The 14,824-nt window shown below is 65.9% G+C and carries 15 protein-coding genes; 7 read left to right on the top strand and 8 right to left on the bottom strand.

Going from position 1 to position 14,824, the window contains the following annotated elements:
• Window positions 1-92: 92 nt before the first annotated feature.
• Window positions 93-1,232 carry a thiolase C-terminal domain-containing protein gene (locus tag XF30_RS27970; RefSeq protein WP_109144457.1) on the bottom strand — a complete coding sequence of 380 codons (1,140 nt, stop codon included), beginning with the start codon at window positions 1,230-1,232 and terminating at the stop codon, window positions 93-95.
• A 4-nt stretch (window positions 1,233-1,236) separates the two neighbouring features.
• Window positions 1,237-1,650 (bottom strand): Zn-ribbon domain-containing OB-fold protein, encoded by a 414-nt coding sequence (locus XF30_RS27965; protein ID WP_027558650.1) that lies wholly within the window; start codon window positions 1,648-1,650, stop codon window positions 1,237-1,239.
• 176 nt (window positions 1,651-1,826) lie between these two features.
• On the opposite strand from XF30_RS27965, the gene XF30_RS27960 reads away from it, so the two are divergent.
• The 5 genes from XF30_RS27960 to XF30_RS27940 all read left to right on the top strand — a co-directional run bounded on the left by XF30_RS27960 (window position 1,827) and on the right by XF30_RS27940 (window position 6,831).
• The gene (locus XF30_RS27960; RefSeq protein ID WP_109144456.1) at window positions 1,827-3,176 is read left to right on the top strand and encodes an amidase; all 1,350 of its coding nucleotides are present in this window, start codon (window positions 1,827-1,829) and stop codon (window positions 3,174-3,176) included.
• A complete protein-coding gene (locus tag XF30_RS27955) occupies window positions 3,169-3,855 on the top strand; it encodes a DUF2848 domain-containing protein (protein ID WP_109144455.1) in 687 nt (228 codons plus the stop codon). Before XF30_RS27960 ends, XF30_RS27955 begins: the two co-directional genes overlap by 8 nt.
• A gap of 271 nt (window positions 3,856-4,126) precedes the next feature.
• Window positions 4,127-4,873 carry a 2OG-Fe(II) oxygenase gene (locus XF30_RS27950; protein ID WP_109144454.1) on the top strand — a complete coding sequence of 249 codons (747 nt, stop codon included), beginning with the start codon at window positions 4,127-4,129 and terminating at the stop codon, window positions 4,871-4,873.
• Window positions 4,874-4,882: 9 nt separating this feature from the next.
• A complete protein-coding gene (gene alkB / locus XF30_RS27945; RefSeq protein WP_109144453.1) occupies window positions 4,883-5,536 on the top strand; it encodes a DNA oxidative demethylase AlkB in 654 nt (217 codons plus the stop codon).
• 53 nt (window positions 5,537-5,589) lie between these two features.
• Window positions 5,590-6,831 carry an MFS transporter gene (locus tag XF30_RS27940; protein ID WP_109144452.1) on the top strand — a complete coding sequence of 414 codons (1,242 nt, stop codon included), beginning with the start codon at window positions 5,590-5,592 and terminating at the stop codon, window positions 6,829-6,831.
• Here the strand turns inward: XF30_RS27940 and XF30_RS27935 are convergent.
• The 6 genes from XF30_RS27935 to hpaH form a co-directional block, all read right to left on the bottom strand.
• On the bottom strand, window positions 6,809-8,434 hold the full coding sequence (locus XF30_RS27935) for a thiamine pyrophosphate-dependent enzyme (RefSeq protein WP_109144451.1): 1,626 nt from the start codon (window positions 8,432-8,434) through the stop codon (window positions 6,809-6,811). The genes XF30_RS27940 and XF30_RS27935 overlap by 23 nt on opposite strands.
• A 25-nt stretch (window positions 8,435-8,459) precedes the next feature.
• Window positions 8,460-9,329 carry a fumarylacetoacetate hydrolase family protein gene (locus tag XF30_RS27930; RefSeq protein WP_036023034.1) on the bottom strand — a complete coding sequence of 290 codons (870 nt, stop codon included), beginning with the start codon at window positions 9,327-9,329 and terminating at the stop codon, window positions 8,460-8,462.
• The gene (gene hpaD, locus XF30_RS27925) at window positions 9,329-10,312 is read right to left on the bottom strand and encodes a 3,4-dihydroxyphenylacetate 2,3-dioxygenase (RefSeq protein ID WP_109144450.1); all 984 of its coding nucleotides are present in this window, start codon (window positions 10,310-10,312) and stop codon (window positions 9,329-9,331) included. The genes XF30_RS27930 and hpaD overlap by 1 nt, the downstream gene beginning before the upstream one ends.
• A 134-nt stretch (window positions 10,313-10,446) precedes the next feature.
• Window positions 10,447-11,985: a 5-carboxymethyl-2-hydroxymuconate semialdehyde dehydrogenase gene (hpaE, locus tag XF30_RS27920; protein WP_109144449.1), complete on the bottom strand. Its 1,539-nt coding sequence runs from the start codon at window positions 11,983-11,985 to the stop codon at window positions 10,447-10,449.
• On the bottom strand, window positions 11,978-12,376 hold the full coding sequence (locus XF30_RS27915; RefSeq protein WP_109144448.1) for a 5-carboxymethyl-2-hydroxymuconate Delta-isomerase: 399 nt from the start codon (window positions 12,374-12,376) through the stop codon (window positions 11,978-11,980). Before XF30_RS27915 ends, hpaE begins: the two co-directional genes overlap by 8 nt.
• A 29-nt stretch (window positions 12,377-12,405) precedes the next feature.
• On the bottom strand, window positions 12,406-13,212 hold the full coding sequence (gene hpaH, locus XF30_RS27910; protein WP_036006171.1) for a 2-oxo-hept-4-ene-1,7-dioate hydratase: 807 nt from the start codon (window positions 13,210-13,212) through the stop codon (window positions 12,406-12,408).
• Window positions 13,213-13,323: 111 nt separating this feature from the next.
• Between hpaH and hpaR the strand changes: the two genes are divergently transcribed.
• Both hpaR and XF30_RS27900 read left to right on the top strand, forming a co-directional pair.
• Complete coding sequence (gene hpaR / locus XF30_RS27905; RefSeq protein WP_057027114.1) at window positions 13,324-13,842, top strand: homoprotocatechuate degradation operon regulator HpaR; 519 nt, start codon at window positions 13,324-13,326, stop codon at window positions 13,840-13,842.
• A 114-nt stretch (window positions 13,843-13,956) separates the two neighbouring features.
• On the top strand, window positions 13,957-14,733 hold the full coding sequence (locus XF30_RS27900; RefSeq protein WP_061020197.1) for an HpcH/HpaI aldolase family protein: 777 nt from the start codon (window positions 13,957-13,959) through the stop codon (window positions 14,731-14,733).
• Window positions 14,734-14,824 lie beyond the last annotated feature (91 nt).

Below are 14,824 nucleotides of genomic sequence, written 5' to 3'. Positions count from 1 at the left end.
ACAGGTCTCGCGGCCATCTCATCCGTGGAGAGAGGCCCCTCACCCCAACCCTCTCCCCGTAAGAACGGGGAGAGGGAGAGGCGAGCGGCGCATTACCTCTCGTTCGTAAACACGATCGTGCCACTCGCGGCGAACATGCCGCCGACACCATGGCACACCGAAATCTTCGCGTTCGGCACCTGTGCCGGCGCGATCCCGCGCATCTGGCGCACGCTCTCCTGCAGCGCGTACATGCCGTACATGCCCGAATGCATGTAGGACAGGCCGCCGCCATTGGTGTTGAGCGGCAGTTTCCCGCCGGGACGCGTGTTGCCGTCGGCGATGAACTGGCCGGTTTCCTCGTAAGGCATGAAGCCGAGGTCGCCGAGTCCGAACAACGGCAGATGCGCGAAGGCGTCGTAGATCATGAGATGGTCGACATCCCCGTGCGCGATGCCGGCTTCCCTGAACGCCAGCGGCCCGGCGGTCTTGAACGCACGCGAGGAGTTGAACGTCTCCATCTGGCTGACCATCGGCGTCTCGACGCTCTCGCCGGTGCCCATGATGTAGACCGGCTTGCGCGGAAAATCCCTGGCGCGGTCGGCCGAGGTCAGGATCAGCGCGCCGCCGCCGTCGGTGACGAGGCAGCACTGCAGAAGCCGGAACGGATAGGCGATCATGCGCGAGTTGAGGACATCGTTGACCGTGATCGGCTCCTTCATCATCGCGCGCGGATTCTTCGCCGCCCATTCCCGCTGCACCACCGCCACTGAGGCAAGCTGCTCGTGGGTGATGCCGTAGGTCTTCATGAAGCGCAGCACGGGAATCGGGAACATGCTTGGCGGGCCGTAGACGCCGTAGGGCGCCTCGAACTGGCCGTTGAGGCTGTCGGCCGGCGTCGAGCGCGGCAGTTTGCCGATCATCGACTTGCCGCTCTCGGCATGGGTGATCAGCACGGTCTTGCACAGGCCGGCCTCGATCGCCGCAGCGGCATGGCGGACATGCAGCATGAAGGAGCAACCGCCGACCGAGGTGCCGTCCACCCAGGTCGGCTTGATGCCGAGATAGTGGCAGACCTGCTGCGGCGTTTCGACCGCGGTGGCAAAGCCGTCGATGTCGGACAGTTTCAGTCCGGCGTCGGCAATGGCGTTGAGCGCGGCATCCGCGTGCAGCTGGAGCTGCGAGGCGCTGGGAATGACACCGAGCTCGGTGGTCTCGGCCGCGCCGACGATGGCAACCTGGTTCTTGCGCATGGCCTTACCCCTTCGCCGGGCGGAAGACGGGGAGGGTGATCTTGTCGTCGAGCTCCTGGAACGCGACCTCGAGCTTCATGTCGAGTTCGAGCGCCTCGGGGGTCTGCGGGCAGTCGATGATGTTGCTCATCATCCGCGGGCCCTCGTCAAGCTCGACCACCGCGATGGCGTAAGGCGGCGTGAAGCCCGGCGCGGCCGGACGATGGTTGATCACGTAGCTGTAGAGAAAGCCCTTGCCGCTGGCCTTGAAGATGCTGACCTTGCGCGAGGCGCAGGAGGGGCAGAACGGGCGCGGCGGGAAGTAGACATGGGCGCAGGCATCGCAGCGCTGCAGGCGCAATTCGCCGGCCTTGGTGCCGTCCCAAAAGTGCTGGGTCTCCGGCGTCGGTTTCGGTCGCGCGCGCTGCGGTTCGGCCATGTGGGCGGCTCCTCCCAAAAGCAGGCCTCGCGCCCGCCGGTTTCGAACTTGATGCGACAATCGACCATGGCGCGTCAACGGTCCAGCAATGCGCATGCATGCCATCATGCGCACAATGCTTGTGTCGAGCTGAGCCAGCGCTATAGATTGCGCGCGAAATATTCCGTGAGACAGACATGCCTGATTTTCCGACACTGGCGCAGCTTGCCGAAGACCTCGAAAGCGGCCGCATCACCTCCCGCAAATTGGTCGAGGCCTGCCTCGCCAGGATCGCCGACCCCGCGGGCGAGGGCCAGCGCGCCTTCATCCATGTCGACAAGGACGCCGCGCTCGCCGCCGCCGATGCGATGGATGGCTTGCGCAAGGCCAAGGCGGCGCCGTCGCGCTATGCGGGCATCCCGGTCTCGATCAAGGATCTGTTCGACATCAAGGGCCAGGTGACGCGCGCCGGCTCGCGCGCGCTGGATGACTCAGCCCCTGCCGAGCACGATGCCGCGACGGTGGCGCGGCTGCGCAAGGCCGGCTTCGTCGTGATCGGCCGCACCAACATGACCGAGTTCGCCTATTCTGGCATCGGCATCAATCCGCATTATGGCACGCCGAAGGGGGCCTGGAACCGCTCGGAAGGCCACGTGCCCGGTGGCTCGTCCGCCGGCGCGGCGGTGTCCGTGCTCGACGGCATGGCGCATGGCGCGCTCGGCACCGACACCGGCGGCTCCTGCCGAATTCCGGCCGCCTTCAACGGCATCGTCGGCTACAAGCCGACGCAGCGCCGCGTGCCGCTCGACGGCTCGGTGCCGCTGTCGTTCTCGCTTGACAGCATCGGGCCGCTGGCGCGATCGGTCAGCTGCTGTGCCATACTCGATGCCGTGCTCGCGGGCGAGCCGATCGTCGCCTTGAGGCCGCGGCCGATCCAGGGCATGCGCCTCGCGGTGCCCACCACGATCGCGCTCGATGACCTCGACGCCGAGGTGGCCAAGACCTTCGAGCGCGCGCTGAAGACGCTGTCCGATCACGGTGCCATCGTCGAGCGTATCGAGATGGCGGAGTTCCACGACGTCGGCCCGATGAATGCCAAGGGCGGCTTCGCGGCCTCCGAGAGCTATGCCTGGCACCGCTATCTCATCACGGCCAAGGGCGACGTCTACGATCCCAGGGTCGCTGTGCGCATCATGCGCGGCGAGGCGCAGAGCGCGGCCGACTACATCGACCTGCTCAACGAACGCCGCTCGCTGATCGCGCGCGTCAATGCGCGCATCGCGCCCTATGACGCGCTGGTGCTGCCGACCACGCCCAACACACCGCCGAAGATCGCCGACCTCGCCGACGATCAGGCGTTCACCCGCGAGAACATCCGCGCCTTGCGCAATTGCAGCCTGATCAACCTGATCGACGGTTGCGCCATCTCGCTGCCCTGTCATCGCGAGGGCGAGGTTCCCGTCGGCCTGATGCTGGCGGGCGCAGGCGGCTCGGACCGCCGTATCTTCGAGCTTGCTGCCGGCATGGAGGCCGTCATTCGTGTTTGATCTCACGTTCACCGTCGATGCCCAGGACACCACCACGCCGCTGACGCTGGCGATCGACCAGCTGGTCATCGCCGGCTGGACCGGCCGCGACACGGTCGCGCGCGACAAGCACATCGCCGAGCTGGAGGAGATGGGCATCGCCCGCCCGGCCTCGACGCCGATCTACTATCGCGCCTCGGCGCGCCGGCTGACCCAGGAGGACAGCATCGAATGCACCGGTGGCGATTCCTCCGGCGAGGTCGAATTCGTGCTCATCGGCTGGCAGGGCCGCATCTTCGTCGGCTGCGGCTCCGATCACACCGACCGCAAGGTCGAGGCCTACAGCGTCACGGTCTCCAAGCAGATGTGCGACAAGCCGATCGCCTCGACGCTGTGGGAGTTCGAGGACGTCATCGGTCATTGGGACAAGATGATCCTGCGCTCCTACGCCACCATCAAGGGCGAGCGCGTGCTCTACCAGGAGGGCACGTTGGATGCGATGCTGCCGGTTACGGACCTCATCGCGCGCGGCTTTGACGGCGGCAAGTTCCCCGACGGCTGCGCCATGTTCGGCGGCACGTTCGCCGCCAAGGGCGGCATCCGCCCGGCCGACCGCTTCGACTTCGAGCTGGAAGACCCCGTGCTGAAGCGGACCATCAGGCACGGCTACGACGTGACGACGCTACCGGTGCGGGGCTGATCTCTCTCCGCGTCATTGCGAGCGAAGCGAAGCAATCCAGGGTCTCTCCGCGGAACCAGTCTGGATTGCTTCGTCGCAAGGGCTCCTCGCAATGACGGGAGAGATACGGAAATCGGGTGGCCGTGGCGGTCGCCGTCTGCCACACCCCGTCATTCCGGGGCGCGCCCACTTGGGCGCGAGCCCGGAATCCATACTCCCGATCGTGGTTATGGATTCCGGGCTCGCGACTTCGTCGCGCCCCGGAATGACGGATGTGAATGGGATGATTGCTATGGCCATCGCGAAACGCGTTTCCGCACCAGACTCCGTTCCCAACCTCGCCGCCCATGTCGACGCCCTCGACTGGCCGCAGATCACCGCCGAGCTCGACACCCAGGGCTGCGCCGTCCTGAAGAACCTGCTGACGTCGGACCAATGCCGCGCCATCGCCGCGCTCTACCCGGACGATGCGTACTTCCGCAGCCGCATCGTCATGGGCCGCCACGGCTTCGGCCGCGGCGAGTACAAGTACTTCGCCTATCCGCTGCCCGATCTGATCGCGCAGCTCCGCCCGGCGCTCTACGCGCACCTTCAAGCCGTCGCCAATCGCTGGAACGAGGCGATGGGGATCGATATCCGCTATCCCGCCGCACACGCGGCGTTCCTGAAGCGCTGCCACGATGCCGGGCAGGCGCGGCCGACGCCCCTGCTGCTGCAATATGAGGCCGGTGATTACAATTGCCTGCACCAGGACCTCTATGGCGAGCACGTGTTCCCGCTCCAGGTCGCGATCCTGCTATCCGAGCCCGGACGCGATTTCAGCGGTGGCGAGTTCGTGCTGACCGAGCAGCGCCCGCGCATGCAGTCCCGCGCCGAGGTGGTGCCGCTGGCACAGGGCGACGCGGTCGCCTTCGCTGTGCATCATCGTCCGGTGCAGGGGACACGCGGCACCTACCGCGTTAATCTCCGCCACGGCGTCAGCCGGATCAGGTCCGGCCAGCGCCACACGCTGGGTGTGATTTTTCACGATGCCAAATGAGCGGAGCCGTTGACGGCTGATTTGTTCGATAGCGTCGCAGAAGCCCAACCGTCGCGCGAAAACATCGCCGATGGGGCCGTGCTGCTGCGCGGCTTCGTCAAGCCGATCGAGAGCGGGCTGATCGACGCCGTGCGCGCCGTCGTCGCGCAATCGCCGTTCCGGCGGATGACGACGCCGGGCGGCCATCTAATGTCGGTGGCGATGACCAATTGCGGCGAGCGCGGCTGGATCACCGATCACACCGGCTATCGCTACGACCCGATCGATCCGCGCACCGGTGCGCCATGGCCGGCGATGCCTCCGCTGTTGGCCGATCTCGCCCGCCGCGCCGCGGAGCAGGGCGGCTTTGAAGGCTTTGCCCCCGATGCCTGCCTCGTCAACCGCTACGAGCCGGGCACGCGGCTGTCGTTGCATCAGGACAAGGACGAGCTGGACTATTCCGCGCCGATCGTCTCGGTCTCGCTCGGCCTGCCCGCGACCTTCCTGTTCGGCGGCCTTGCGCGCGCCGACAAGCCGCGCCGCTTCCGCCTCGTCCATGGCGACGTCGTGGTCTGGGGCGGGGCCAGCAGGCTCGTCTATCACGGCGTCGCACCGCTCGCCGACGGCGAGCATCCGCTGCTCGGCCGGAAGCGGATCAATCTGACCTTCCGCAGGACGCGCTGACGCGTTTCCTCGCCGCCTTCGCTCGTCTAAGCTTCGGGCGGGGAGGCGGCGACATGACCACCACACAGAGCTCGGCCGGCACGGGCACGGCGAACCGCACGGGGCTTTATCTCGCAGGCCTGCAATTGGTGTTCACGCTCGGCTGGACGACCTATGTCGTCTACCTGCCAAAGCTAGCGGCCGAGGTCGGCATCGCGCCGTCCGCCGTGATCCTGATCCTGATGCTGGATCAGGCGATCTTCACCATTGCCGACACCGCGATGGGAGTAGCCGCCGACAGGCTCGCGCCCCATGTCGGCAGGCTCGGCCTGTTCGTCGCCGTCGTGGCCGCGGTCTCCTGCGGCGCCTTCGTCGCGCTGCCGTTCGTTGCCGGAGCCGGTGCGGCGGCGCAGGGCTGGTTCATTGCGCTGATCGTGATCTGGTCGATCACGTCCTCCGCGTTGCGGGCGCCGCCGCTGACCTTGCTCGGCAAATACCGCGCCCAGCCGCAGGTGCCGTTCCTCGCAGCGCTCGCCATGCTCGGCTACGGCGTCGCCGGCGCGCTCTCGCCCTATCTCGGCGTGGTGCTGCGCGAGCACGATGCGCGGTTGCCGTTCGTGATCTCCAGCGTGGTGCTGCTCCTGACCGCGCTCGGGCTGTCCAGGATCGAGCACGACGTGGCGCACGACACCGTGCCGCCCACACCGGACGAAGCGGCAGCACCGCTCGGTCTCGTCCCGATCGCCTTCATCGTCGCGATGGTCGCGCTCGCACTCGGCTACCAGCTGCACTTTGCCATGAACAGCGCGCCGTTCTATCTGCGCTTTGCAGCTCCCGGCGACCTGCAATGGCTGATGCCGGTGTTCTGGATCGGCTTCAACATCGCGATGTTTCCGGCAAGCCTCGTCGTCAAGCATCGTGGCGGCCTCGTCGTGATGGGTGCCGCGGGCTTGTTCGGTGCGGTGGCGATTGCGGCGGCCGAGTTCGCCGGCAATCTCAACATGCTGATCGCCGCGCAATTTCTCGCCGGAGCCGCGTGGGGTTGCATGCTGATGAGCGCGGTCTCGGCTGCGCTCGCGATCGGCTCGACCGGCGCTGAAGGCAAGGTCACGGGCCTCGTCTTCTCCGCGCTCGCCCTCGGCACCTTCGCGCGGATGGCGGCGGTTGCCGGCGGCCTGCAGAAGATGCCGGAATACGCGCCGCTGCTGCACTGGGCGCCGGTCGCCTGCTGGTCGGTCGCAGGCGCCGGTCTGCTGGTGATTGCAGCCGCGCGGCTACAGGGAGCGTCCGGCCTCAAGGCTTCGGCGGGTGAATGAAGGCCCACGGGCTGACTTCGGAATCCCTGGGCACCTCGACTGAAATCAGCACCGGCCCGCCGTGGCCGAGCGCCTTCTCCATCGCCGCCTTGAACTGCTCCGGCGCGGTGACGCGCGCCGCGGCGACGCCAAAGGATTCCGCGAGCTTGACGAAATCCGGATTGATGAGGTCGGACGCCACCACGCGGCCATCGAAATGCTGGCGCTGGTCGCGGCGGACATTGCCGTAGGCGTTGTTGTTGAACACCAGCGTCACCACGCCGATGTTGAACTGCACGGCGGTGGCAAGCTCCTGCACGCCGAACATGAAGCCGCCGTCCCCGGTGATGGCCACCACCGGCTTGTCGGGATTGGCGACCTTGGCGCCGAGCGCGGTCGGGAAACCCGAGCCGAGCGTGCCCTGGTAGCCCGAGGTGATGAAGGTGCGCGGCTGGTACACCGGAAAGCCGTACCAGGAGGCGAAGCCGACCTGCGATAGTTCGTCGGTGACGATCGCGTTCGCCGGCAGTACCTCGCGCAGGATGTTGAGATAGGCCATCTGCGGCTGGACCCGCTGGATCTCGGCTTGCGCGGCCGCGGTGGCCTCGCGGATCGTGCCGCGCCGTCCGGAGGTCTTGCTGTAGCCGGCCTTGCCCACGGCGGCGGCGAGATCGCGGGTCGCGGCCCTGGCGTCGGCGACGATCGCGGTGTTGGACGAGAACCGCCGCATCTCGACCGGATCGATGTCGATGCGGATGCACTTCAGGCCAGCGGGCCGATACGGCCAGCGCGACATGGTCGGCAGCTCCAGCCGCGTGCCGATGCCGATCATGAGATCGGTGTTCGGCCACAGCCTGTAGGCCGCGGCCATGGTGAGCCCGAGCTCGTGCGCATTGGAGACGATGCCGCGGCCGCTACGGAAGGCGACCACGGGCGCATCGATCATCTCGGCGAGTTCGAGGATCTCCTCACCCGCTTCGATCGCGCCGCTGCCGACGAAGATCATCGGCGCCTTGCTGGTCCTGATGAGCGCGGCGGCCTGCTTGATCATATCAGGATCGGGCTGCGGCGCCGGCAGCGGCTCCAGCACCTGCGCAGGCACTGTTGCCGCGCGCTGCGTGAAGACGTCCCAGGGCATCTCGACCGAGGCGGGGCCGCGCCGTCCCGACATCATCTCCTGGAACGCGCGTGCCACGATCGTCGGCGCATTGCCGGGATATTCGATGCGCTCGGCCCATTTCACATAGGTGCGCAAGGTTGCGAGCTGGTCCGGCATCTCATGCAGATGGCCGCGACCCTTGCCCAGGAACGAAGTCGGCACCTGGCCGGTGACGCACAGCACCGGCTCGTTGCAGCCGAACGCGGTGAGCAGCGCCGCGCTGGCATTGAGCACGCCCGGGCCGGGTACCACGCTGAACACGCCGGGCCGGCCGCTGGAGCGCGCATAGCCGAATGCCATGTAGCCGCAGGCCTGCTCGTGCCGCGCGCCGATCACCTTGAGCTGGGCCTGGTGGAAGGCGTCGAACAGGCCGTAGACCTGCGCGCCGGGCAGGCCGAACACGGTGTCGACGCCGTGGGCGACAAGCCCGCTTACGATCGCTTCGCCGCCGGTGAGGCTGGTCATTTGGCTACTCCATTTCGCTTGTTGTTCAGGCTTCGTCGACCACGCCGTTGCGCAAGCGTCCGATCCCTTCGGCCTCGACCTCGACGATGTCGCCGGGTTTTAGATATCGCGGCGGATCGAACCGCGCACCCGCGCCGGTCGGCGTGCCCGTGACGATGATATCGCCGGGGACGAGGGTTGCGAAGGTCGAGATATAGTTCAGGAGATAGCGGAACGAAAACATCAGCCGGCTGGTGCGATCATCCTGTCTGAGCTCGCCGTTGACATGCGTGGTGAGCCTGATGTCGGCGACCTGCGATTCCCGCGTGTAGGGCACGAGCCACGGGCCGAGGCTGCCGCTGGAATCGAAGTTCTTGCCTTGCGTCACGTTGAACTTGGCGTGGCGCAGCCAGTCGCGCACCGAGCCCTCGTTGCACAGTGTCAGAGCCGCGATGTGATCGAGCGCTGTGCTTTCGGGGATATGCCGGCCTGGCTTGCCGATCACCAGCACGATCTCGCCCTCATAGTCGAGCTGCGCGGAGGCGCGCGGGCGCACCAGCGGCGTGTCGTGGCCGACGAAGGAGCGGGGCGAGCGCATGAACATGCTCGGATATTTCGGCGCCTCCTGGCCGTCCTTGTACTCGGCATTGCGGTCGGGATAGTTGACGCCGATGCAGATGATCTTCTCCGGCGCCGGGACCGGCGGCAGCCAGGTGATCTCAGTGAGCGCGTGATCCGGTTTGCGGCCAGCGGCCTCTTCGGCAAAGCTGATCAGCTTGCCCGCGGCGATCACCTCGCGCAGCGTGGGATAGTCTCTGGCGTGACGCGCGGAGAGATCGACGATGCCGCCCTCCAGGACGGCGCCATAGCTGACATCACCCTTGACGGAATAGGTGGCGAGACGAGGCAGCTTCATCAATCCGCCACCAGCACATCGGCCACGAATTTCGGCTCGCGCACGGCCTGCCCCGTGAACGGCGAGCCCTGCTCGAACCAGGAACGCGGGGCAGGGGCGCCCCACAGCGTCTGACGGCGCGGATCGCGCAGCGACCAGCGCAGCGGCTCGTGGTCGTGGTCCCCGGTGAAATAATCGCTGGTGTAGAGCTCGAGGCGGTGTCCGTCGGGATCGCGCACATAGAGGAAGAACGCGTTCGAGATGCCGTGGCGTCCCGGACCGCGTTCGATGTTCTTCACGAAGCCCTGCGAAGCCATGACGTCGCAGAGATGGATGATGTTCATCGCCGTCGGCGTCCAATAGGCGAAATGGTGCAGCCGCGGACCCTTGCCGTTGGTGATGGCGAAATCGTGGACATTGCCCTTGCGATGCATCCAGGCCGCGGCGATGCGCCCGTCCGGCCCGTCCTCCTCGGCATATTCGGTGAGGCGAAAGCCGAGCCGGGCGTAGAATTCCATGGTGTCCTGCACTTCGGCGGCGAAGACGTTGAAATGGTCGAGCCGCTGCGGGTGGCAGCCCCGATAGAGGTCGTAGCGGCGCAAGAGATGCGGCCGCCGCTCCATCGCCGCGTAGAGCTCGATTCTAAAGCCAAAGGGATCGGTGAATTGCAGCGTGCGGCCCTGGAACGGCTGGTCGACGAAGGCGTAGGCGAGGCCGTTCTCGGACAGGAACGCGGCGGCCTTGTCGAGATCTTTGTCGTTGCCGACCTTGAAGCCGAGCCGGGCGCAAGCCGGCGCGGCGGCTTTCCGTAGCACCAGGGAGTGATGCTGGTGCTCCTCGGCCGCGCGCAGGTACACGACCTCGTCGTCCGCGTCCTCGACATGCAGGCCGACCATGCTTTCGTAGAACTCGCGGCTCAGCTTCAAATCGGTGACGTCGAGCACGACGTGGCTCGAGCGAATGATGTTGAACGGCGGCTCGAAGACGTGTTGCGGTACCGGCATGTGCGTTTCCCCTCTCTCGGCTTCGTCATTCCGGGGCGTGCGAAGCACGAACCCGGAATCCATTCATCCACCAACTCTGCTGCTCGATGGATTCCGGGTTCGGCTCTTCGAGCCGCCCCGGAATGACACCGCCGCTAAATTCCCAGCTTCTGAATCTTGTGCGTGCCCCGCGCCAGCGAGACGTGCTTGGTTTCCATGTAGAAGTCGAACGAATAATCGCCGCCGTCGCGCCCGATGCCTGAAGCCTTCATGCCGCCGAACGGCGTCGGCAGGTGGCGGACATTCTCCGAGTTCAGCCAGATCATGCCGGCCTCCAGCGCATCGGCAACGCGCAGCGCGCGTCCCATGTCATTGGTCCAGACATAGCCGGTCAGACCGTAACGGATGTCGTTGGCGATCTCGACCGCGTCCGCCTCGTCGCGGAACGGCAGCACGGTGAGGAACGGCCCGAACACCTCCTCCTGCGCCACCCGCATCTTGCCGTGCGCTCCGGTCACCAGTGTCGGCTCGACATAATGCCCGCCGCCGGGCCCGTCATAGGCCTTGCCGCCGACCGCGATCGTCGCGCCGTCCTGGCGCGCCACGTCGAAATACGAGCAGACCTTTGCCAAGTGCCGCTCGTGGATCAGCGGGCCGATCTCGGTGGCGGGATCGAGGGGATGGCCGACCTTGAGCGCCTTCACCCGCGCCGTCAGCTTCTCCAAGAATTCTTTCGCGATGCTCTGCTGGATCAGCAGGCGGCTGGAAGAGGTGCAGCGCTCGCCGTTGAGCGAGTAGATCATGAACACGACGGCATCGAGCGCGCGGTCGAGATCGGCATCGTCGAACACGATCACCGGATTCTTGCCGCCGAGTTCGAAATGCACGCGTTTCAGCGTGGGCGCGCCCTGCATCATGATGGCCGAGCCGGTCGCGCTCTCGCCGACGAAGCCGATTGCCTTGATGGCGGGATGCTCGGTCAGCGCCTTGCCCGCTTCCTCGCCGAAACCGTGCACGGTGTTGAGCACGCCGTCGGGGACGCCGGCTTCCTTGACGAGCCTGGCGAGAATGGAGGCCGTCACCGGCGACCACTCGGCTGGCTTGTGCACCACGGTGCAGCCGGCCGCCAGCGCTGGCGCTATCTTCCAGGTCGAGAGCATGAATGGCGTATTCCATGGCGTGATCACGCCGACCGGGCCGATCGGCACCCGCGTCGAGACGTTCCAATGCTCGTCGCTCGGCGTGTTGAGGCCGTCGCGCGCCTCAGCGCATTTGTCGGCGAAGAAGCGGAAATTCTCGGCGGCGCGGATCGCGGCCTTGGCCATGAAGCGATAGGCCTGGCCGGTGTCGATGCATTCGAGCACGGCGATGTCGTCGGCGTTGTCCTCGATGGCGTCGGCCACCCGATGCAGCAGCTTCTTCCGCATGGCCGGACCCATGTCGCGCCAGGACTTGAAGGCGAGCGCAGCCGCAGTCGCCGCCGCGTCGATATCCTCGGCCTTGCCCCGCGCGACACTGGCGAGCACGGCACCATCGACCGGCGACCTGGTCTCGAACGTCTCGCCGGAGATCGAGGCGACGGTCTTGCCGTCGATCATGTGGCCAATGCCGTCCGCGCGTAGAGTCTTCAAAAGCGGCGCGAGGCGGTCACGGTTGGCCTGGAACAGATCGGCTTTCGGCGTGGGCTTATCCATGAGCGGCCTCCGCTTTCAGGGCGTCGTGAATGTTGTTGCGCTTCCAGCTGGTGTCCTTGTCGTTGATCTGCATGTCGAACGACAGGGCGAACTTGCTGGCGGCGAAGACGGGATCGAGATGTCTCGAGAGCGCCTGGAAGACGTGCTCGCCGGCCTTCTGGCGGGTAGGCAGGTCGCGGCCCTCGCCGATGCGCAGCACCATGTCGAGAAAGCCGTAATCCTGCTTTGCATCCGCAATCGCATAGTGCTCGCAGCGGATGGCACGAACGCGGATGCCGCCGAGCGGGAAGATACCGGACTCGCTAGCTGCCTTGCGCACGACCTCGCACACCGCGGCGATGTCGAGGTGGCCGTCGAGATTGGCCGAATATTCGATGGTGAAATGCGGCATCGCGGTTTCACTCCCTGTCTTCGTTCGTTCTACGCGAAGTAGCAGCTCACCGAGCCATAGGCGCCATAATCGGCCTGGATTGTGTCGCCCTTGCGGGTCTCGATCGGACGGATGAACGAGCCGGCGAGCACGACCTGGCCCGGCTCGAGCGCCAGCCCAAGCGGGGCGATCTTGTTGGCGAGCCAGGCGACGGCAGTCGCGGGATGGTTGAGCACGCCGGCGGCAAGGCCGGTCTCTTCCAGCTGGCCGTTCTTGAAGCACAGCGCTCCGATCCAGCGCAGGTCAGCATCCAGCGGGCGGATCGGCCGCCCCCCGAGCACGATGCCGGCATTCGCCGCATTGTCGGCGATGGTGTCGAAGATCTTTCGCGTCGCCTTGGTCTTGGGATCGACGCGCTCGATCCGTGTATCCAAAATCTCCAGCGCCGGCACCACGAAGTCGGTGGCGTTGAGCACGTCGAATAGCGTGCAGTCGGGCCCAGAAAGGCGCTTGCTCATGACGAAGGCGAGCTCGGCCTCGACGCGCGTCGCGATGAAGCGCTCGGTCGGCACCAAACCTCCATCGGCGAAGAACATGTCGTCGAGCAGCACGCCGGAATCCGGCTCGTCGATGCCAAGCGCGCTCTGCATCGCCTTCGAGGTCAGGCCGATCTTGTGGCCTTTGACCACGCGCCCCTCGGCGATCTTGACGTCCACCCAGGCCTTCTGAATCGCGTAGGCCTCCGCGATGCTGATGTCCGGGAAGTCCTGCGAGAGCTGCCGGATCTGCGTGCGGGTCTTCTCCGCCTGGTGCAGACGCCTCGCACAAGCTTGGATATCGTCGTTGGAAAGCGCCATTTGTGATCTTACAAATCGTGGTGCCGCGAGATACTTAACATGTTAAGTGAATGCGTCAAACACAAATTCGGCTTGCTGCACTGCAAACGTTTTGCGGCTTGAAAGGGCGTCATGACGAAGAAATCCGCCGATCCCGTCAACGGTCACCCGCCTGCTACGCGCCAGGTGCCGATGCGCGATTTCTCGCGTTCGCTGCCGATGTCGCTGCTGCGGGCTCGGGAAGCTGTGATGCGGCAGTTTCGTCCCTCGCTGCGCGAGCACGGCCTGACCGAGCAGCAATGGCGCATCCTGCGGGCGCTGGCGGCGATCGAGGCGGTCGAGGTAACGGAACTCGCGCGCACCGCGTTCCTGCTCGGGCCGAGCCTGTCGCGCATCCTGCGCGACCTCGAGGCGCGCAGCCTGATCGAGCGCAAGACGGCGAAAGCGGACCAGCGCCGCAGCATGGTCTCGATCTCGAAGGAGGGGCTGAAGCTGATGGCCTCGGTCGCGCCGACGTCGGAGGCGATCTATGCCGAGATCACGCGGCGTTTCGGCGCCCGCAAGCTCGCCGAATTGCAGGAGATGCTCGGCGAACTCGAACGGAGCCTTGCGGGGCTCGGCAGCACCGATGATACCCTCGCGGAGGGATGAACCCTGATATGCGTGCGTGCGCGGCGAGAGCCATGGACATTGACGCTTTTTTTCGCTCAAAGTGCGGCCCAACCCGATCCGCGGCGAGTGAGAGCAACAGGGAAGGAAAGGCACGTGGCGAATAAAGTCAAAGAGATCTGGAAGTCGGGCAAGGCGGTCGTCAACGCGTGGCTCGCCATCCCCTCCGGCTTCTCGGCCGAGATGATCGCGCAATGCGGCTTCGACAGCGTCACCGTCGACATGCAGCACGGCGTGCAGGACTATCTCTCGATGGTGCAGTGCTTCCAGGCCATGGACAAGCATCCGATCACCCCGATGGTCCGCGTGCCCTGGAACGAGCCCGGCATCATCGGCAAGGTGCTCGATGGCGGCGCCTATGGCGTGATCTGCCCGATGGTCAACACGCCGCAGGAAGCCCGGAACCTGGTCTCGTATTCGAAATATCCGCCCAAGGGCGTGCGCTCCAACGGTCCGATCCGCGCCGGCATGTACGGCACCGCGGGCTCTTATCAGAAGACGGCCAACGACGAGATCGTGCTGCTGCCGATGATGGAGACGCGGACCGCCGTCGAGAACATGGAAGCGATCCTCGACGTCGAAGGCATCGACGGCGTCTATATCGGCCCGTCCGATCTCGGCTTCTCCTACGGCCTCGAGCCCAAGCTCGACCGCAGCGAGCCCGAGATTCTCGCGATCTACGAGAAGATCATCAAGGAATGCGGCAAGCGCGGCCTCAACCCGGGCATCCATTGCAGCGGCGCCGAAGGCGCAGCGCGCGCCATCAACATGGGCTTCAAGCTGGTGACACTGTCCAACGAAGTCGGCCTGATGACGACCTACGCCAAGATGCAGGTGAACGCGACCCGCAAGGATTCGGGCGGCAAGGCCTGAGAAGCTTGCGAATGGCGAATGGGGAGCAGCGAATAGGGCTACTCCCTTTTCCATTCGCCATTCGCTATTCGCTATTCGCCTCCGAAGGAGA

It is taken from the genome of Bradyrhizobium sp. SUTN9-2 (assembly GCF_003122645.1).
Taxonomy (GTDB): Bacteria; Pseudomonadota; Alphaproteobacteria; order Rhizobiales; family Xanthobacteraceae; genus Bradyrhizobium; species Bradyrhizobium yuanmingense.
Note: the sequence above shows the minus strand (reverse complement) of the source record. Positions and strands in the feature narration are given on the sequence as shown.